This window comes from Solimonas marina (assembly GCF_012241385.1).
GTDB classification, from domain to species: domain Bacteria; phylum Pseudomonadota; class Gammaproteobacteria; order Nevskiales; family Nevskiaceae; genus Solimonas; species Solimonas marina.
In genome coordinates this window covers 79,142-98,944 of the sequence record NZ_JAAVXB010000002.1, presented here as the reverse complement: position 1 = coordinate 98,944, position 19,803 = coordinate 79,142, and the positions used below count along the sequence as shown (strand labels likewise).

Annotated in this window: 13 protein-coding genes; 3 read left to right on the top strand and 10 right to left on the bottom strand. The window is 66.9% G+C overall.

Going from position 1 to position 19,803, the window contains the following annotated elements; genetic code table 11:
• Positions 1 to 36: 36 nt before the first annotated feature.
• Positions 37 to 2,367 carry a CaiB/BaiF CoA transferase family protein gene (locus tag G7Y82_RS03670; RefSeq protein WP_168146676.1) on the top strand — a complete coding sequence of 777 codons (2,331 nt, stop codon included), beginning with the start codon at positions 37 to 39 and terminating at the stop codon, positions 2,365 to 2,367.
• Positions 2,368 to 2,456: 89 nt separating this feature from the next.
• Positions 2,457 to 3,428 (top strand): CE1 family esterase, encoded by a 972-nt coding sequence (locus G7Y82_RS03665; protein WP_168146675.1) that lies wholly within the window; start codon positions 2,457 to 2,459, stop codon positions 3,426 to 3,428.
• Here the strand turns inward: G7Y82_RS03665 and G7Y82_RS03660 are convergent.
• The 9 genes from G7Y82_RS03660 to rluD all read right to left on the bottom strand — a co-directional run bounded on the left by G7Y82_RS03660 (position 3,419) and on the right by rluD (position 17,047).
• Entirely contained in the window at positions 3,419 to 4,324 is a 906-nt protein-coding gene (locus G7Y82_RS03660; protein ID WP_168146674.1) for a sulfotransferase, read from the bottom strand. The two genes, G7Y82_RS03665 and G7Y82_RS03660, sit on opposite strands and share 10 nt — an antisense overlap.
• The gene (locus tag G7Y82_RS03655) at positions 4,321 to 5,796 is read right to left on the bottom strand and encodes a hypothetical protein (protein ID WP_168146673.1); all 1,476 of its coding nucleotides are present in this window, start codon (positions 5,794 to 5,796) and stop codon (positions 4,321 to 4,323) included. The genes G7Y82_RS03660 and G7Y82_RS03655 overlap by 4 nt, the downstream gene beginning before the upstream one ends.
• Positions 5,797 to 5,902: 106 nt before the next feature.
• The gene (locus G7Y82_RS03650) at positions 5,903 to 8,227 is read right to left on the bottom strand and encodes an HlyD family secretion protein (RefSeq protein ID WP_168146672.1); all 2,325 of its coding nucleotides are present in this window, start codon (positions 8,225 to 8,227) and stop codon (positions 5,903 to 5,905) included.
• A gap of 24 nt (positions 8,228 to 8,251) precedes the next feature.
• Complete coding sequence (locus G7Y82_RS03645) at positions 8,252 to 9,625, bottom strand: TolC family outer membrane protein (protein ID WP_168146671.1); 1,374 nt, start codon at positions 9,623 to 9,625, stop codon at positions 8,252 to 8,254.
• Positions 9,626 to 9,873: 248 nt separating this feature from the next.
• Positions 9,874 to 12,699, bottom strand: a complete 2,826-nt coding sequence (locus G7Y82_RS03640) for an efflux RND transporter permease subunit (RefSeq protein ID WP_168146670.1) — start codon at positions 12,697 to 12,699, stop codon at positions 9,874 to 9,876.
• 12 nt (positions 12,700 to 12,711) lie between these two features.
• Positions 12,712 to 13,719 carry a WD40/YVTN/BNR-like repeat-containing protein gene (locus G7Y82_RS03635; RefSeq protein ID WP_168146669.1) on the bottom strand — a complete coding sequence of 336 codons (1,008 nt, stop codon included), beginning with the start codon at positions 13,717 to 13,719 and terminating at the stop codon, positions 12,712 to 12,714.
• A gap of 67 nt (positions 13,720 to 13,786) precedes the next feature.
• The gene (locus G7Y82_RS03630) at positions 13,787 to 15,160 is read right to left on the bottom strand and encodes a DUF1329 domain-containing protein (protein ID WP_168146668.1); all 1,374 of its coding nucleotides are present in this window, start codon (positions 15,158 to 15,160) and stop codon (positions 13,787 to 13,789) included.
• Positions 15,161 to 15,317: 157 nt separating this feature from the next.
• The gene (gene pgeF, locus G7Y82_RS03625; RefSeq protein WP_168146667.1) at positions 15,318 to 16,070 is read right to left on the bottom strand and encodes a peptidoglycan editing factor PgeF; all 753 of its coding nucleotides are present in this window, start codon (positions 16,068 to 16,070) and stop codon (positions 15,318 to 15,320) included.
• Positions 16,067 to 17,047, bottom strand: coding sequence for a 23S rRNA pseudouridine(1911/1915/1917) synthase RluD (gene rluD / locus G7Y82_RS03620; protein ID WP_168146666.1), 981 nt, complete (start codon positions 17,045 to 17,047; stop codon positions 16,067 to 16,069). The genes pgeF and rluD overlap by 4 nt, the downstream gene beginning before the upstream one ends.
• A gap of 38 nt (positions 17,048 to 17,085) precedes the next feature.
• On the opposite strand from rluD, the gene G7Y82_RS03615 reads away from it, so the two are divergent.
• Positions 17,086 to 18,057 (top strand): outer membrane protein assembly factor BamD, encoded by a 972-nt coding sequence (locus G7Y82_RS03615; protein ID WP_168146665.1) that lies wholly within the window; start codon positions 17,086 to 17,088, stop codon positions 18,055 to 18,057.
• 75 nt (positions 18,058 to 18,132) lie between these two features.
• Here the strand turns inward: G7Y82_RS03615 and G7Y82_RS03610 are convergent, their stop codons facing one another.
• Positions 18,133 to 19,782, bottom strand: a complete 1,650-nt coding sequence (locus G7Y82_RS03610) for an NAD+ synthase (protein WP_168146664.1) — start codon at positions 19,780 to 19,782, stop codon at positions 18,133 to 18,135.
• Positions 19,783 to 19,803: the final 21 nt, after the last annotated feature.

Sequence of the window (19,803 nt, the reverse complement as noted above, 5' to 3'; positions counted from 1 at the left end):
GGCTCCCGTGAACAAGAAAGAAAGTAGGAGGAGCCGATGTCTGCACTTGCCGATCTGCGGATCGTCGAATTGAGCGGTCACGTGGCCGCGGCCATTTGCGGAAAACTGCTGGCCGGCTTTGGCGCCGACCTCACCCGGATTCCTGCACCGTCGGCGCTGGCCGGCTTCGATCATGACGCCGATACCGAGTGCTGGCTGCATGGTGCCAAGCGGCGCCTGACGCTGGACTTCGAGCAGGCGGCCGATCGCGCTGCTTTCGAGTCACGCGTCGCCGCCGCCGATGTCCTGCTCGAGGGCTGGGGTTGCGCGGTGCTGGCCGACCTGGGCTATGACGTCGCGCGGCTGCGCGCCCTGAATCCGGCGCTGATTCTGGTGCAGATCACGCCGTTCGGGCAGAACGGCCCGCAGCGGCTGCACCGCAGCAGCGACCTGACGCTCTACGCGCGCGCCGGCCTGATGCAGATCACCGGCGACGGCCGTCGCGAACCGCTCAACGCGCGCCTGCCGATGGCCGAGCTCAGTGCCGGCCTGCACGCGCTCACGGCGACGGCGATGGCGCTGCGGCGCCGCGAGCAGGACGGCCGCGGAGCGACCATCGATCTGTCCATCGTCGAGGCCGCGGCGATGAACATCGAAACCCATCTCGCCGAACACACGGCGCTCGGCAAGCTCGCGCGACGCAATGACGACGAGCACGCGATGGTGCCGTGGCGTACCTATCCGTGCGCCGACGGCCAGGCCGCCGTGGTCGGCGGCCCGATCCGGCGCTGGCTGCGCGGGGCGGCGCTGTTCGAGGCACCGGAACTGCTGGCGCCGGAACTGGCACGCATGGATCAGCGCATTGCCCAGCGCCAACGCACCGAAGCGCTGATGCAACCGTGGTTGCGGCGCCACGACAAGCGCTCGATCTTCCACGCTGGACAAGCGCAGGGCATGGCCTGGGGTTATCTGGCCTCGCTGCAGGACGTACTGGATGATCCGCAACATCGGGCCCGCGGCTTCTTCGCTCCGCGGCAGCGCGCCGACGGTGTCGCCGCGGTCCTGCCCGGCGCGCCGTTCCACGCCGCTGCGATGCCGTGGGCGGAGCCGCCGATGCCGGACGCACCCGAGCCGGACGCCGTCGTCGGCCTGGCGGCGCAAACCATGGCCGCCATCGCCCCGCAACCGGTACAGACACCGGCAGACACGCCGCTGACCGACCTGCGCGTCATCGACATGACCCATGACTGGTCGGGTCCGCACGCCGCGCGGCTGATGGCCGACTATGGCGCCGAGGTCATCAAGATCGAATATCCGCAGCGGCTCGATACCATGCGCGGCGGTTACCCGGCGCGCATCGACACGCATCCGCGCTTCTGGCAGCTGCACCGCGGCAAGCGCTCGCTGACGCTGGACCTGAAACTCGACGCGCATCGCGACGTGCTCGACCAGTTGATCCGCGACGCCGACATCGTCATCGAGAACGCACGGCCCGGCGTCTACGCGGCGCTCGGCTATGGCCACGACCGGTTGCGCACGCTCAAGCCCGACATCGTGCTGCTGTCGATGCCGGCGTTCGGCAGCAGCGGGCCGTACGCGCAGTACTGCGGCTACGGCGGCACGCTCGAAGCCCTGGGCGGCGTGCAGACGCTGACCGCCTACGACAACGCGCACCTGCCAAATCGCGTGCGCGAAGTCGACGCCATCAACGGCATGTTCGGTGCCGCCGCGGCGCTGCTCGGCCTGCTGCAGTGCGAGCGCACCGGCCACAGTCAGGCCATAGAACTGTCGCAGTTCGAAACGACGAGCTGGCTGGTCGGGCCGCTGTTCGCGGCCGCCGCCCGCGACGGCCGCGACCCGGCGCCGATCGGCAACCGCGATGCACGCTATGCACCGCAGGGCTGTTATGCGGCGGGCGGCGATGATCGCTGGCTGGTGCTGAGTGCCCGCGACGATGCCGAGTGGCGCGCGCTGGCACACCTCGTCGGCGGCGCGGCCCTGGCCGACGATCCGCGCTATGCCGATCTGGCCGGGCGCCAGCAACATCACGACGCGCTCGATGCCTTGATCACCGTATGGAGCCGAACGCAGGAGGTCGAGGCCGCAGTCGAACGCCTGCAGGCGGCCGGCGTCACCGCGGCGCTGGTGGCGACCGCCGCCGACCTCGTCGCCGACCCGCAACTGGCGGCGCGCGCGTGGTGGCAGACGGTCGATGGCCTGCGCCTGCCCGGCGTGCCGTTTCGTATCGATGGCGTCGCCCCGGCGATCCGTCATCGCGGTCCGGCACTGGGCGCCGACAATGCGGCGCTGTTCGCCGCTACCGGCCATCACGGCGACGAGCCAGACCTGCGCCCGGAGCGGCTCGGCACCTCGTATCAACCCGCCTGACGCCGGTGCCCTCCACGCAAACGGCGATGTCCGCCCTGCGCGCACGAGTCCGGGGAACGAAACGGCGCGCGCGATAGTCGGAGAAGCTGATGAGTGTTCTGAATTCCCGCACCCGACGCCGTCGCCGGCGCGCACGCGCCGCCGTGATGCTGATGCTGCTCGCCGCACTGGTCGGCGCGGTGGCCTATGCCGGCGACGACGACAGCACCGAGGTCGATCTGCAACAGGGCGATCTTGGCCGCCACTACCAGCTCTACGTCCCGCCCGGCTCCGCGCCGGCCGGCGGTCGGCCGCTGATCGTCGCGCTGCACGGCGGCCTCGGCACCGGCGCGATCATGGAAACGCAGAGCGGGCTGGACCGCATCGCCGACAGCCACAACGTCGTCATCGCCTACCCCGACGGCGTCGGCCGCGCGTGGAACGCCGGCAGCTGCTGCGGCCGACCGATGGATGAACACATCGACGACGTCGCCTTCGTCCGCCAGGTCATCACCGATGTCGAACGGCGCACGCCGATCGACCATTCGCGCGTCTACGGCACTGGCTTTTCGAACGGCGCGATGCTGCTGCATCGCATCGTCTGCGAGGCGCCCGACACGTTCACCGCCGTCGCCGCGGTATCCGGCGGCGTCATGGTGCAGGACTGCAGCACGCGGCACCCGGTGCCGGCGCTGCTGATCCAGGGCCGCGCCGACAAGCGCATTCCGTGGAACGGCGGCACTTTCCGTGGCACGTTCAGGCCGTCGATGCAGACCGTCGTCGGCGAATTCGGCCGACGCAACGGCTGCAGCAACGATGCCGACGAGATCTACGACGCCGACGGCGTGCAGTGCCACAAGCTGCAGAAGTGCGCGAGCGGTGACGGCGTCGAGTGGTGCGGCCTGCAGGGCGTCGGTCATCAGTGGCCGGGCGGCAAGACCTATCTGCGCTTCCTGCTGGGCGACAACAACGAGCGCTTCAGCGCCAGCCAGCACATCTGGACCTTCTTCTCGCAGTACCGCGGGCCGACGTCGGAAGCCGCGCCGGCAGCGGCCGGCACCAACGGCAAACCTCAGCGGTAGCCGTAGCGCTCGGCGAGCTGCAGGACTTCGGCGGCGAAGCCGCGACCGTCCGGCCGCCACGGCAGGGGCTGATCGAGCGTCGGCATGCGCGCCAGGCGTTCGGCATCGTCCGACCATGCGCCGCGCACGTCGGCCTCCAGCCCACCCGGGGCTTGATCCGGGCCGCGTCCGGCGAACCGCCATTCGGCCGGGTCGCGCAGCGTCGCCCATGACGCCGAGGCGTGCGGCAAGCCCAGCCCTCGCGCCAGCACCGTCATCGTGTCGCCGAAGTCGGTATCCAGCGCCTCGCTGATTACGCGCAGCACCCGCGCGTCACCGAGATCGCCGAGCGCGTTGTCGATGTTGCAGTTGGCACGCAGCCACGGAATCTGCGGTTCCGGCAGCGGCGGGAAGCGGCTGTAGTCGCGAAAATCCACCGGCACGAACAAGCGATCCTGCAGCCACGCCGCGAACCGGCAGCCCTGCGTCCACGGGTGGCGGACCATGTGCACGAACTGCGTGTCGTCGCGCCAGCGGCGCATGCGCTGCAATTCCATCGGCCGCAGCGGCGCCTCGGTCTCCGGCATCAACAGACGCCGCGGCGCCACCAGCGCCGCAATCTCGTCGAGTACGTCAGTCACCGGCCTGGTCGCACGCGCCGTCAGCCATTGGTGCGCCTGGGCGATCTCGGCATCACGCTGACCGCCAAAGCACAGCTCGGCGACGGTGCGATGCAGACCGTCACCATGTTCATCCTGGCTCAGCGAAAAGATTTCGAGCAGCTCGCCGACGGTGTCAGCCATGAACGCGCAAAGCTGCGGCGTCGCATAGATGTCCGGCATCGTCGACATCACGCCGGCCAGCCACGAACTGCCGCAGAACGGTGCCGCGACGATGATGATCGGCGCCGGGCTCATGGCGGCGCCACCGGATCATGATGCTGTTTGGCGCCGAGCCAGACTTCGCAGCCACCGCGCGGGTTGTGCACATACTGCCAGTCGCCCTTGCGGCGCACGGCGACGGTCGGCCCGAACGGATTGGCGGTACCGACGAACAGGCCGTGCGGGGTCGAGGCGAACGTACGTCCGCCCCAGTTGAATTTGTTGCCGAAGCCGTCACGCGTGACCGGCTCCCAATGCACGCCGTCCGGGGTGCGCCACAGCTCGAAGCCGCCGCTTTCGGCGAGCCGCTCGATACCCCAGCGATCAAGCAGCGCAAGGATGTCCGGCGGCCAGACTTCCATCGGCAGATACGGCATCAGCCCGGCCCAGGTCATGGTGCTCGCATAAAGCCAGCCGTCATGCTCCTTCATGCGCCAGACATAGCCGTTGAAGATGTTGTCGAAGCCCGGCGAGAAGCCGGACAACGGGTATTTGAGGCCCTGCGACGTCATCCGCGATTCGCCGACGATCAGATCCCAGCTGTCGTCCGGCCAGACACGAATGATCTCGGCGGCGGCCGGGCCGATCTTCGCGGCGCGGTGAAAGCCGCCGTTGACGACGCCGAGGCCGACATACAGCGCGCCCTTGAACTCGCACATCGAACCGGCGACTTCATTGTGCAGACCCCGTTCGGCGCCACGATCGAAAACCTTGCTCCATTGATATGGCGGCGTGCCGCCGCGCGTCTTCCACAGTTCGCCGCCGGTGCGCGCGTTCGCGGTACCCCCGTAGAGATGGCCGTCGAAGACCTCCATCTCGAACACCGTCGAATTGGCGCGATTGCCGAAGCCGTCGGGGCTGGTCGCGCACCAGGTGTCGCCTTCCAGATCATCGGCGGCGTAGATCACCGCTTCCGAGGCGAAGTCCTGATTGAAGCCCTTGGCCGTACCCATGGCCGTCGCACTCAGATGCACGCGGCCATTGAACGGCTGCAGGGTGCGGAACGAACGGACCGTCGGCCCGAACGGCGGGCGCTTGACCGGCCGGAATTCCTGGCCGTCCTCGGAGCGCAGCAAATCCGGCGAGTGCGCCAGATGCGTCGACCAGGTGGCGACATACAGACACGGCGCTTGATCCTGTGCGGCCTGGAACACGGTCATGCCGCGATAGCTGACATAGCTCGGCACGCCCTTGCGGCCGTTGACGCCGGTCACTGTCGGCGAGCGGAACGCCAGCCGCCAGGTCGCCGTTTCCGGCGTGTACTCCCAGATTTCGGCCTGACGCGGAATGGCGTAGACGTCCATCGGCGAGTCGATCGGCCACGGCTTGATGTCCGGCAGCGGCACCGACAGCTTGAGGCCGGCCATGCTCGCGCGCGTGGTGCCGACGTACAGGCGGCCGCGGAACCAGGCCATGCTGTGCGCGTAGTGATTCCAGCCATCGCCGAAGCCGTTGAGACAGGTCAGGCGAAAGTCGGTTTCGACGAGGGGCTGGCCCATCTCGTTCATGCGACGACTCCGGCCGTAGCCGCGGCGCTCCGCCGGCTGACGCCGGCGGCCTTGCCCTCGCCCGAACGGGCAGAGGCGCCGCGATGTCGCTGCGCGACGCTCATGCTCAGGGCAGCCAGGACCAGACCTCGACGAGCACGAAGCGCACCAGCGCGCGCGTGAACGGCACGACAGCCGGGTACCAGTGGCCCATGACCTTGGCGCTGCCGGTCATGCCCGGCAGCAGCTTGCCGTCCGGGTCCGACAGCACGACCTGCACGCGCACGATCATGCCGGACGGTGTCTTTTCCGCGCTTGGCGCGATGCTGCGCACTTGTCCTGAGAAACTCCGGTCCGGATACGCCCAGACCTTGGCCCAGGCCGTGCGTCCGTCGGCGATCTGATCGACCGACGATTCGGGCAGATCGATCTCGGCGACGCGCTGGTCGACCTGTTCGATGGTCGCCAGCTCGGCGCCGCGATCCAGATACGAACCGCGCGCGAACATCAGCTTGTCGGAGACGACGCGGCCGGCGATCGGCGCCTTGATTTCAGTGTAGTCGAGCTGTTGCTTGGCGTAGGCCAGCGACGCTTGGGCTTGCTGCACCTGCGCGGCCAGCGCGTCGATGCGTTCGGCATCGGCGCTGCTGCGCACCAAGGCCAAACGGCTCTTGGCTTCGTCGAGCGCCTTCTGATCGACATCGGCGACGCCGCGTGCGCGCTCGTAATCCTGCGCCGTCACTGAGTTGTGCTTGTAAGCGTCGGCAATGCGCGCCGCCTGCTGCGCGGAAACGTCGGCCTTCTGTTTGGCGGTCTGAACGGCGCTCTCGGCAACGGCCACTTCCTCGGCCTTGCCGCCCTTCTTGGCCAGCGCCAGATCGGCCTGCGCTTGCGCGAGCTTGGCCTCGGCGATCGCGACCTGGGCACGCTCTTCGTCGTCAGCGAGCTTGGCGATGACCTGGCCGGCGCTGACCACGTCACCTTCCTTGACCCGCACTTCACGAACGTCGCCGGCGATCAGCGCACGCACGTCGGCACGGTCGCCCGGCAACACGGTGAAGTCGCCACTCGGATCGTAGCGATACGGAATAATCGCGAAGCACGCGGCAGCGACCATCACCGCAGCCCAGCGCACGTACCAGGGCTTGCCTGGGACCTGCCCCAGATCGAGATTGCTGCCCTCGCGGGAATTGCGGAACGTCTGACTCACGATGACCCCCATGACGACCAACAGAATGACAAACGCCGGACCACGGAAATAGTCCAGCACCAGGCCCACGGTCCGCGACAACAGGAACAGGACCAGGAACAGATAGGCGATGATCAGCGCCCAATACGTCAGCAGCGTTGACGGTTCGAGCCGGCGTTGCTGGCTGATCATGCTGCGCCGGAAAAATTCGAACCACGCGGCACCGGCCTGCTCGCGCAGATCGGCGATGCCATAGTGCTGCGCCAGCAGGAAGTAGCCGTCGCGACGCACCAGCGGATTGAGGCGCAGCAGCAGCGTGAAAGTCGCGACCGCGGCGACGCCGATGCTGAACGATGCCAGCAACAGATGCGTGCGGCCGGCGAGGAACCAGACGAACACGGCGCCGATCGCCAGCGCCGCCATCGACGTCAGGCCGGCACCGACGATGCGCAGGCGTTGGGCGCGTTGCGCGCGCTCGGCGGCGCCGCCGGTATCGACGTGCAACAGCGGAATGCCGAGCATGTTGCGCATCACGCCGATCTTCGGCACGGTGCCGGTGAAGCGGCGCACGGCGGCGGCACGCGACGCGGTACCGAACAGCTCGATCAGCGCAAAGCTGATCGCCACCAGAGAGAGCGCCCGCCACGGCGACACCAGCGCCAGCAGACTGTCGGCCGCATGCTCGGCGCGATGCGCGACGCCGAAGATCGCCAGAAACGCGACAAAGCCGAACAGGCACAGCGTGGCGCCGCTTTCCAGCGGCCAGTTCAAGCGGCCACCGAACAGGATCCAAAGCCCCGGATCCAGGTGCGTGATCAGGCGCCGGCGCCGCGCGCGGTGGTCGAGCGTGACGCCGAGCAGGCCATCCATCAGGCCGGGGCCGACCAACGAGCCCGGCACCGTCGACGGCAGCATCGGCCCACGATCGGCGTGCGCGCCTTCGCGCTCGGTATCCGGCTCAATGATCGACGGCGACGGCAGCGGATCGACGATGCCGGGCGCCAGCAGGCCGTGAATCGCCAGCTTCGCCGCGAACGCTTCGAGTTGCGACGCACGCAGCCGCAGCTCCAGCGTCTGCGCGGCCTCGGCGACGATCGCGGCGGTCGTCCGCGTACCGTCGAACAGGCGCGCCAGCCGATACTCGCGCACATCCACCCACAGCGCCGGCAAGGCTTCGCGCGCACCGCGCAGTTCGACGCGTTCGCCGTGCTCACGCACGTCGGCGGCGACGAACCTGCGGTATCGGTTCGACTGAGCGTTCATCGCAAAAAACGAGGCCGCCGGCCTTTAGTGCTCGGTCGGTGGCGGCGCCACCTCCGGCCGTTCGAGCAGGCGATTGACCGTTGCCAGATCAGCCGTCAGCAGATTGCCGGACAGCTGCTTGAGGCGCATCGAATTGATGATGAATTTGTAACGCGCGGCAGCGTAGTCACGCTCCGAGGCGTAGCGCTTCTCGACCGCGTTGAGCACGTCGGTGTTGTCACGCGTGCCGGCGTTGTAGCCGGCACGCGCCGCGTCTTCGGCATCCGCGGCGGCCTGCACGGCGCGCTTCAGGGCGCTGAGTCGCTGCGTGCCGGTGGCCACCGCCAGAAAGGCGATGCGCGTCGCCAGCACCATCTTGTTGGTGGTCTCGGACTGGTCGGCTTCGGCCTTGGCTTCGAGCTCGCGGCCCTGCTTGACCGCCGAGCTGATCTGGCCACCGGTATAGAGCGGCATGGTCACGCGCACGCCGATGCTCTCGTCGGAGCTGTCGACCGCGCCGCTGACGCCACCGGTATTTTCGAGATCGTAGGCGGTGCCGACCAGGTCGACCTGCGGATAGCGCGCGCGCTGCGCGGTACGACGATGAACCTTGGCCAACTCGACCGCCGCCTGTTTCGACAGGATCGATGGATTCTCGGTCTTGGTGCGGCGAATCCACGCGCCTTCCTCGAGCGGCTGCGGTGGCTGCAGGACCAGATTGGTCGGCAACACCTTGAGTTCGGCGTACTGCTTGCCGGTCACCGATTCGAGCGTCAGCCGCGCACCGACCAGCGCGTTGTCGGCATCGACCTGATCGGCGAGTGCCAATTGATAGGCGGCCTGCGCCGTCTGCAGATCCGACTGCGTCGCCAGGCCGGCGCCGGCGCGGCCGCTGACGAGGTCGAGCTGTTCTTTCACCGCCGCCGTTTCGGCATGCGAGAACACATCCGCGTCCTTGGCCGCCAGCACCGCGAAATATTTTTCGACGACGCCGATCAGCAAGTCGTCCTGCGTGGCACCGAGCGCCAGTTCGGCCTGCTTCTGCTGCAGCTTTGCCGCATCGAGGCCCAGCAGCAGCGCCGGCTTGTACAGCGCCTGCGTCAGCTGCGCCCCATAGAAGCCGCGCGTGAAGGTGTCGCTACCGCCAGCGGTGAAGCGCGTGTCATATGACAGGCCCAGGTCGGGGATCTCGAAGTCGCCTTCGTAGTAGCCGCTCTGGTGATCGTGCCGCCAGCTGTAAGAAGCCAGCGCACCGAGCTGCGGCAGCAGCTTGCCGCGTGCCTGCGGCACCAGCTCCTTGGCAGCGTAGTAGCCGGCACGCGCCGACTCATAGCCGGGATTGAGCTCCAGTGCATCATTGCAGACCGTCAGCAGATCGACGGTGTTCGACGGCTCGTCCGCCGCGGCCCGTGCCGACATGCAGACGCCCAGAACCATCGCCAGCCCCAAGAAAGCCGGTTTCGCAGTCAACGACATCCTGTCCCACCCGTAGTCAGTGCATGCGTGACGGCGCCGTTGGCGCCGTCCCCTCCCGATCCGACAGACGGCCCGGCGCCTGTCGCGTCCGCATCATGAACAATCCGGACGATGCGCGCGAGTTTGACGCAAAAAGAAGGCCCGCAACATGCGAGCCTTCTTACAAATCACGTCATCCAATGCGCACGTGATCAGTGCCGGGGCTTGAACACCGGCTCCTCACCGGGGGCCAATTCCTTCGGCTTGATCAGGAACGAGGCGATGGCCGGCAGGATCAGAATCGCACCGAACATGTTCGCGGTGAACATGAAGACCAGCAGCTTGCCCATGTCGCGCTGGAACTGCAGCCCCGACCACAGCCAGGTCGCGACGCCGATGCCCAGCGTGATACCGGTGAACACCACCGCCTTGCCGGTCATCTTCAAGGTCTTGAAGTACGCGTCGCGCAGCTTGAAGCCGCCAGCGGCCGCGTCGGCCAGCGTCGCGTAGACATAGATGCCGTAGTCGACGCCGATACCGGCTGCGAGCGCCACGACCGGCAAGGTCGCGACCTTCATGCCGATGCCGAGGATGGTCATCACCGCGTAGGCCATGAACGACACCAGCGACAGCGGCAGCATGATCGACAGGATCGACTTCACTTCGAAGAACGACAGGAACACGCAGATCGCGATGCCGATGTAGACGATGTAGAGAATCGGCCGTTCGAGGCGGTGCACTTCCTCGTTGGTCGCCGCCATGACGCCGACGTTGCCGGACGCCAGCGCGAAGTTCACCGGACAGGCCTTGCTCATCGCCTTGAGTTCGTCCTCAGCCTTGTCGTGCTGGTCGGTCAGCTTCTTGACGGTCGGATTCTTGTTGATGTCGTCGTAGCCGATCCCCGGCTTGCTCTTGCGCAGCGCGGCAATCGCGTTTTCGAGTTCCACCTTGTCGTTGCCGACCTCACGCCGCTTGTCGAGCTTGGCGTCGCAGTACTTGGCGTTGACGTCCTTGTGCGTCTCGTAGAATTCGGCGGCGTTGGTCTTGTTGAAGTCCTTGGTCTTTTCGACGATGCGATCGAGCGTTGCCGCCGTGTGATCCTTGGTGAAGACCAGCACCGCCAGCGCCGAGCAGTCGGAGTTGAGCAGACCCGACGACGCCGGGATCGGCGTGATCGCCTGCACGATCGCGTAGCGATTGCGCGGCAGTACGCGGAACTTCGGCGCGCCTTCGGAGAACGCCGACGCGACCTGCTTGGCCGCCCACGGCAACGACATCACCGACTGCACGCCGACGGTGTTTTCCATGTGCGCGTCGAAGCGATCGATCTGCTGCATCATGTCGTAGCGGATGCAGGACTCCGGATCCATCTCGGCAATCACCTTGAAGATGTCGGTGCCGATGGTGAAGTTCTGGTTGATCATCGCCATGTCGTTGTTGAAGCGCGAATGCGGCAACAACTCCGGCACGCCGGCCTGGCTGTCGCCGACCTGCAGGCCCTCGCCCTTCCACAGACTCCAGCCAAACAGCGCCGCGGCGACCAGAATCGCGATCACCGCCGGCACCGGCCGGACCATGTTCGAAATCAGGCGCCAGAGCGGATCGAACACGCCGTCGCGACGATCCTGCTTGGCCTGGAAGGCGACCGGATCGCCGATGTCGACCCAGGTCAGCATGATCGGCATCATCACCTTGTTGGTGATGATGATCGCGGCCATGCCGAGCGTCGCGTTCAGCGCCATCTCGCGGATGATGTCGATCGGGATCAGGCCGATCAGCGCGAAGCCGACGACGTCGGTCATGATCGCCATCGTTCCGTAGATGGCCAGGCGCCGCCAGGTTTCGAGCGAGGCGTCGAAGCTGTTGCGGCGGTTCATCGTGATCTCGCCGACCCAGGCGTTGACGTACTGCACGCCATGACTGACCGACACCGCGAGAATCAGGAACGGCACCAGGATCGCGAACGGATCGAGGCCCTTGCCCATCAGCCGCAACAGGCCGAACTCCCAGATTACCGCCGTGACCGAACAGATCAGCGGCAGGATCGCGAGCTTGAGGCTGCCGACGTACAGCCACAGCAGGATCATCGTCATCACCAGCGTCAGCAGGAAGAACAGCACGACCTGCATCGTCGCGTCGATGACGTCGCCGACGACTTTGGCGAAGCCGACGATGTGCACGGTGACGTCCGGGTTGTAGTCCGGATTCTTGACCGTCTCGCTGGTCACCTCGGTGCCGCGAACGGTGATCGGCTTGCTGCCCTCGCCCTTGGGGTTCTTCACCTCGAAGGTCTGCAGTGCCAGCTTCCAGCCGTAATCGACGAAGCCTTCGCCGACTTTGGTGCCGGCCTTGAGCGGCCCGTGATCGCTCTTGAGTTTGTAGACGATCTTGGTCGGATGGGTCAGTCGGCCGCGGATCTTGTCTTCAAGCCCCTTGGCGACCTGCTCGTAATCGAGCTTGACGCCAGTGACCGGATCGACCTCGAGCAGTTCGGCGTAGATCATCGCGCCGTCCTGATTCTTGGCCACGTAGCGGCCGACGTGTCCGCCCTTGCCGACGTTGGCGCGGATCATGTCGAAGTATTTCTGCGTCGGCTGGTAGTCGGCCGGAATGACGTTGCCGCCCTTGAAGCCGCCTTCGACCACTTCGATATAGCGCACGTCCGGCGTGAAGATCGACGACACGCGCGAACGGTCGACGCCCGGCAGGAAGAACAGCTCGTCGGTCGCGGTCTTCAGCGACTTGAGAAAGGGCGCGTTGTAGATGTCACCCTTGCCCGGCTTCTGCATCAACGCGACGAGTACGGTGTTGGCGCCGCCGAATTCCGCCTGGTACTGCTTGAGTACCTTCATGTACGGATGGTCGAGCGGGATCGACTTGTCGAAACCGGCGTCACGCTTGATCTGCACCATCTGCCAGAACAGGAAGATGGTGGCGATGATCAGGATCGTCATCGTCAGCCAGCGCTTGGCGTAGATCAGCGGTTCGATCGTGCGCAGGAAGCGCTGCGTACGGGTCAGCTCATTATTCGAATTCATGATCGTGCCCGTTTATTCGCCGGAAGCCTTGCCGGCGATCGGCTGGATGCCGGATTCGCCGACGGCGATGAACTGGTCGTCGCCATACGGCACGACGTCGGAGAGCGGCGTACCCGCCGGCGAACGCAGCAGCGTCACCGTGCCGTCGGTCGCGACACGTGCGATCACGCCGTTGAGGCCGACCAGCACATCGCTGCCGTCCGGCATCGCCTTGCCGCCGAACATCGACGCCACCGTGCCCGAATCGAGCTGCTTCCACGGACCGCTGCGTGCATCGTCGGTCTCATAGATATTGCCGCGCAGGCCAAACGCCATCGCGCCCTTCTCGCCATGCGGCAAGGAGCCGAAGAACGAACCGTCGTACGGCGATTCGAGTTTCTGCCAGGTCACGCCGCTGTCGGTCGAGATCGCCATCAAGCCCTGCTCGCCGGCGATGAACAGGTCGCCATTGTTGAGCTTGGCAATCGAATTCAGATGCAGCTCGTCCTCGTCGAAGCCGTGCGTGTCGACGTCCTTCCAGGTCGCGCCGCCATCCTGGGTTTCGAGCATCAGGCCATACGCGCCGATCGCGATGCAGTGCTGCGCATCGAGCGCCAGCAGCGCCAGGATCGGCTTTTCCAGCTCGGGGTCGAAGTTCTGCAAGGCCCAGGTGCGGCCGCCGTCTTCGGTGTGGACGATCGCCGCATCGTGCCCGGCGGCCCAGCCGTGATCGGGATCGGCGAACGCGACTGTGGTCATCGTCGCGCGCGTCGGAATCTGCACCTGCGCCCAGTTCTTGCCGTCGTTCGAGACGATCACCGCGCCGCGCTCACCGACCGCCAGCAGATGCTTGCCGGTGTTGGTGATGCTGAGCAACAGCGATTCGGGCGTACGCGGCATGATCTCCGACGTCCGCGGCTTGATCAGCGGCTTGGCCGCATCGGCGCCGTCTCCGCCTTCGCTCTGCGCCCAGGCACTGCCGCCCGCCAGCAGGCCGAGCAGCAGCGCCCCGGCCGTTCTCCACGTTCTTCTGACTTTCATGAAATCCCCAACACTGACGGCGCGTCGCCGTTTGAAATTGCCAACTCTTCGGGCGTCGATCGCAGATTCATGACCGACCCCCTTCTCGCCATGGGCGCCCCCGCCGCGCGAGATCATTCGGCCCGAAGTCGCCGGTATCCAGGTTCGGATACGCCACTTCGGTCTCCTCGTTATTCAGTCCGTACACAAGATAGCGGCTGCTCTGAAGATCGTACACCGTCTGCGCGACCGGTAATTCAAACTGCCGGTCGTAAGCCATCAGCGTATGCGCCTCCTGCACCTGCCAGAGACGGTCCCGCGCGTCGTAGACGTCGACGATCCGCAGTTGCCAGCCGTCTTCGTCGACGTAGAAGCGCCGGTGCGGATAGCGGTGCGCGACACCGGGCCGCACCTTGGCGTCGACCACCCAGACCCGGCGCAGCTCATAGCGCGTGAGGTCCGGGTTCAGGTGATGCGGTCCGATCAGCGTGGAATACGACATGGCGGCGTCGTGCAAGGCATAGCTGTTGGCCGGCACGATCATCTCGCGCTTGCCGACCAGCTCCAGCTGATAGCGGTTCAGTGGGCCGAAGTAAGTGTCGAGCTGATCGTTGGTCCGCAGACCTTCGCTGCCGATCGCCGGCATGTCGAAAGCCAGACTCGGCACGTGCTGCGCGACGCGATCGCCCGGGTCGACCTGCCAGCAGCGCTTGGCAAATGCATCCGGATCCGCCGCATCGATCAGCAGCACGCCGACGCCACCCAGGTGTGCCGGCTGCTCGATCCACTGCATGCGCCGCAGCAAAATGCCGCGCGCCTTGCGCAGATCGTAGTCAGGCGCGCCGTAATCGAAATGGACCAGCTCGTGCTGTCGCGTCGACGATGCGCCGCCGTCGGCGGCGACCGTGAACTGCGTGCTGACGCGATCGGTGACCAACGGCCGCCAGCGCAGGCGGTGATTCCACAAGACCTCGGCACCGGTCGCCGGGATCGGGAACGGGACACCGGTTGCCGCATGCTTGAGGGTGTCGTCGTCGAGCACCGCGACCGGCGCGTTGCGCGCGCTCGCCGCGTAGACCGCCGGTGGATTCGAAAAGCTGCGCCGCGTCGGAAACACCCGCATGCGGAAGGTCTCGGGATACGCCGCCAGCAGCGCGCGCTGGCCGGGGCTCAGCAGCGCCGCGTACTCGTCGGCGTTGGCCGCGGTGATCGTGTAGAGCGGCCGGTCATCGGCATAGGGGTCGCAATAGCGGCCGTGCGACGCCGCGAAGCAGGGCGGCGCTGCCGTCAGCCCCCCGTTCCATGCCGGGATGGTGCCGTCGCGATTGCCGGCCACTTCGGCGCCGTACGGCGTCAGCTGCGTGCCACCGAGCGCCGCCGCGTCGACGGCCTTCGGCGATGCAGCCTCGCCCGCATGCGCGGCCGCGCTGCCGAAACAGCACGCGACGAGCAGCAGCTGCAATGACCGGAGCGTCGCCGTCTTCGTTATCGCCCAGCTTTGATTCGGCGGCGCACCCGGCCCTCTCCTCAGGGCACGGACCATCGTCGCAGTTTAGGCAGACCGGCCGCGCACCGACATCGCCGAAGCGCATGCCCCCCCGGTCATCGCGGCAAAGCTGTCAGCAGGATGCCGCTTCGGTGTCGCGCCAGATCAGCGCCGCCATGCGGCCACCGGCGGGTTCACGTCGATACGAATAAAAGCGCTGCGCATCGGCGTAAGTACAGCGCCCGCCGCCATGAACACGCGTGACGCCGACGTCCGCGAGCCGCAGACGCGCCAGTGCATACAGGTCGGCATGCCAGCGATCGCCACGGCCCGGCGTGAATGCCGACGCAGCCGTGGCCCGGTCATCGACGAACGCGGCGCGCACTTCGGGGCCAACCTCGAAATGCGCTGGCCCGATCGCGGCGCCGAGCCAGGCCATCAGACGTTCCGGCGCCTGCGGCGCACGAGCGACCGTCGCTTCGAGCACGCCGGCCGACAGGCCGCGCCAACCGGCGTGCGCGGCGCCGATCCAACGCCCGTCGTCGCTGCACAGCAACACCGGCAGACAATCAGCGGTCAACACCGCGCAGACGATGCCCGGCTGCTGGCTGACGCTGGCATCGGCGTCCGGCGGCGGCGCGCCGACTTGTCCGGCATCGACGACCCTCGTGCCGTGCACCTGACGCAGCCAGGCTGGCTCGACCGGCAGCGCCAGCGTCTCACGCAAGCGTTGGCGGTTGGCCGCCACCCGCGCCGGGTCATCCGGCGTGTTGCTGCCCAGATTGAGCGTGCCGCAATCGCCCAGCGACAGGCCGCCGCTGCGGGTGGTCTGCACGGCGTGGATGCCCGGCGGCGCCGGCCAGTCCGCGTGCAGCAGCTCGATCATTTCAATGCGCCGCTGGCATGTGCCCGCAACAGCTCGAGCAGTTCGGCGATGTCGGCCGGCGGCTCGACGGTCGCTCCGACGCGCTTGCGCGTGGTCGGATGCGTGACTTCCAGGGTGCGCGCATGCAGCGCCTGGCGCGGGAAGGCCTTGAGCTTGTCGCGCAGCAACACCGGCAGACCGCTGCCGCGCATCGGGCCGCCGTAGAGAAAGTCGCCGACGATCGGCCGACGCAGGTGCGCCAGATGCACGCGAATCTGATGCGTACGGCCGGTGTCGAGCTGCACGCGCAGATGCGTGTGCTGCGGGAAACGCTCCTGAACGCGGTAATGCGTGACGGCCGGTCGGCCATTGTCGACGACCGCCATCTTCAGGCGCTCGCGCGGGTGACGGCCGATCGGCTCGTCGACCGTGCCGCCGGCGATGAACTCGCCCTGCACCAGCGCGTCGTACTCGCGGGTGAATTCGCGGCGCGCCAACTCGTCGACCAGCGCGTGATGCGCCTTCAAGTTCAAGGCGATCACCAGCAGTCCGGAGGTGTCCTTGTCGAGACGGTGGATGATGCCGGCGCGCGGCACCGCCGCGGTCTGCGGGAAGTGGTAGAGCAGCGCGTTCTGCAGGGTGCTGGCGCGCTGGCCGGCACCGGGGTGCACGGTCAGCCCGGCTGGCTTGTTGACGATGACGATCGCCTTGTCCTGATGCACGACCTCGATCGGCAGGTCCTGCGGCTCGACCACGGTGCTCTGCTCGGGCTCGGCCTCGAGCTCCAGGCGGTCGCCGACCGTCACCGGATGCCGGGTCCGGGTCTGCGGCGCATCGTTCAGCAGCAGACGCCCGCTCTCGATCCACGACTGCAGGCGCGCCCGCGAATATTGGTCGAACAAACGCGCGCAGGCGACGTCGAGACGCGCCCCATCCAGGTTTTCGGGAACCTCTGCCTGCAAACGCAGGTCTTCGTCGTCCGGACTCGCAGTGCTCAAGTTATACTCGGCAGACGCCGCTCACGATTCATTGATTAATGAAACTCAGAATTCTCGCCGCAACCTTGCTCGTTGTCGGCCTCGTCGCCTGCAAGTCGAACCCCGACAAGGCGCCCCTGCGCAATCCGCTGAAGCCCGATGAGGTCTCTCAGCGCGAACAGCGGCTGCAGGCGCAGGCATTGTACGTGGTTGCGCGCCGCTCGCTCGACGATTCGGACTTTGGCGTCGCCATTCAGCGCTACAAGACGCTGGCACAGCGCTTCCCGTTCACCGAATACTCGATTCAGGGCCAGCTCGAGCAGGTCTATGCCGAATACCGCTCGACGAAGTGGGACGACGCGCTGACCGACGCCGACCACTTCCTGCGCGACTATCCGCGCCACGAGCACGCCGACTACGTGCAGTACCTGAAGGGCCTGATCAACTTCGACCGCGACCGCGGCCTCGAAGCAATGCTCGGCCTCGACGTGTCGAAGCGCGATATCTCCAATCTGCGCACGTCGTTTCAGGACTTCCAGCTGCTGATCCAGAAGTACCCGAAGAGCGTCTACGTCAGCGACGCACGGCTGCGCATGATCGATCTGCGCAATCGCATCGCCGACCACGACATGACCGTGGTGCGTTTCTATATGCGCCGCGGTGCCTACATCGCCGCCGCCAAGCGCGCCGAGCAGATCGTCGCCGAATACCCGGGCTCGCCGATCACCGTCGAAGCACTGGGTTCGCTGCAGCGGGCCTACAAGGCGATCGGCCTCAACGATCAGGCCGCCGACGCGGCCAAGCTGCGCCAGGCCTATCTCGATCCGTCGTCGGTGCCGAAGGCCGCCAACGACGCGGCGCCGGCACCGGCCCCCAGCGCGCCGGTGACGAGTGCACCGCCGCCGGTTGACGACGACGCGCCGCAGGGCCCGACCTCGCAGTCGTTGCCGCCGCCGGCTCAGCACGACGACAGCAGCGCCGACGCCGATCCCAACGGCAAGTCCGCTGCACTGGGCTCGAACGCGCTGTAAGCCGTCCAGTCCCGCGACACGAAAAAGCCCGGCTCGACGCCGGGCTTTTTCGTTGCAGCCCCGCGCCGAAGCGCGTCAGATGTCGCCATAGACGGCTGTCAACGGATATCGCCGCTCGCGCCCGAACGCCCGGCTGGTCACCTTCGGCCCCGGCGGCGCCTGGCGGCGCTTGTACTCGGAGCGGCGCACCAGCATCGCGACGCGACGCACCGTCGCCTCGTCGAAACCGCGCGCGACGATCTCGGCGATCGACAGCTGATTCTCGACGTATAGCTCAAGCAAAGGGTCGAGCACTTCGTACGGCGGCAGTGAATCAGAGTCCTTCTGCTCGTGGCGCAGCTCGGCACTCGGCGGGCGCGTGATGACGCGCTCGGGAATGACCGGCTTGCCGGCCGGCGCGATCGAATTGCGATAGACCGCCAGCTGGTAGACCAGGGTCTTGTAGACGTCCTTGATCGGCGCGAAACCGCCGCACATGTCGCCATACAAAGTCGAGTAGCCGACGGCCATTTCCGACTTGTTGCCGGTGGTCAGCACCACGCTGCCGAATTTGTTCGACAAGGCCATCAACAGCACGCCGCGGCTGCGCGACTGGATGTTCTCTTCGGTCAGGTCTGGCGGCCGGTCACCGAAAGTCTCGGCCAGCGTCGCGCTGAATGCCTCGAAGGCCGGTTCGATCGGCAGCACCGAATAGCGGATGCCGAGCGCCTCGGCCTCCAGGCGCGCGTCGTCGTTCGACATGCCGGCGGTGTAGCGCGACGGCAGCGACACACCCCAGACCCGGTCGGCGCCGAGCGCGTCGGCAGCAACCGCCGCGACCAGCGCCGAATCGATGCCGCCGGACAGGCCGAGCACCGCGCCCGGAAACCCGTTGCGGTTCACATAGTCGCGCACCGACTGCACGAGACCGCGGTAGACGATGGCCTCGATCGGCATCGGCGCACGCAGGGCCTCCCCTTGCCAACGGCCGTTGTCGAAGCTCAGCGCGAAAACGCCCTCATCGAACAGCGGCGCCTCGAAGGCGATGCGGCCATCACCATCGACGGCGGCCGAATCACCGTCGAACAGCACGTCATCCTGGCCGCCGACGCTGTTGACGTAGGCGATCGGCAGACCGGTCTCGGCAACGCGCGAATCGAAGACGCGCCGGCGGCCGGCGCTCTTGCCGGTGTCGAACGGCGAGGCGTTGATGTTGACCAGCAACTCGGCGCCGGCGCCCTTGGCGGCGGCGGCCGGTCCCGGCCCCCAGATGTCCTCGCAGATGCACAGCCCGATCTGCACGCCGCTCTGCTCGAACACCAGGGTCTGATGTCCGGCGCGGAAGTGGCGCCGCTCGTCGAACACACCGTAGTTCGGCAGCAGCTGCTTGCGCGTGCGTGCGATCACGCGGCCGTCGCGGATCACGTAGGCGGCGTTGTAGATCGTGCCGCCGGCCTTGCCGTCGGCGTACTCCGGTAGACCGACGATCAGCGTGATGCCGCGGACCTCGGCGAGCAGACGCTGCACGCCATCCTCGATCACGCCCGGCATCGCCGAGCGCAGCAACAGATCGTCCGGCGGATAACCGATCAGCGACAGCTCCGGCGTCGCGATCAGCTCGGCACCGAGCGTGTCGCGGGCGTGCGCGGCGGCGTCGATGATCTTCTGAACATTGCCTTCTACGTCACCGACCCAGAGGTTGAGCTGAGCGAGCGCGAGCTTGAGGGGTTTTCTTGCGTGGGCCATATGGCGGCAGAGCGTAGCGCG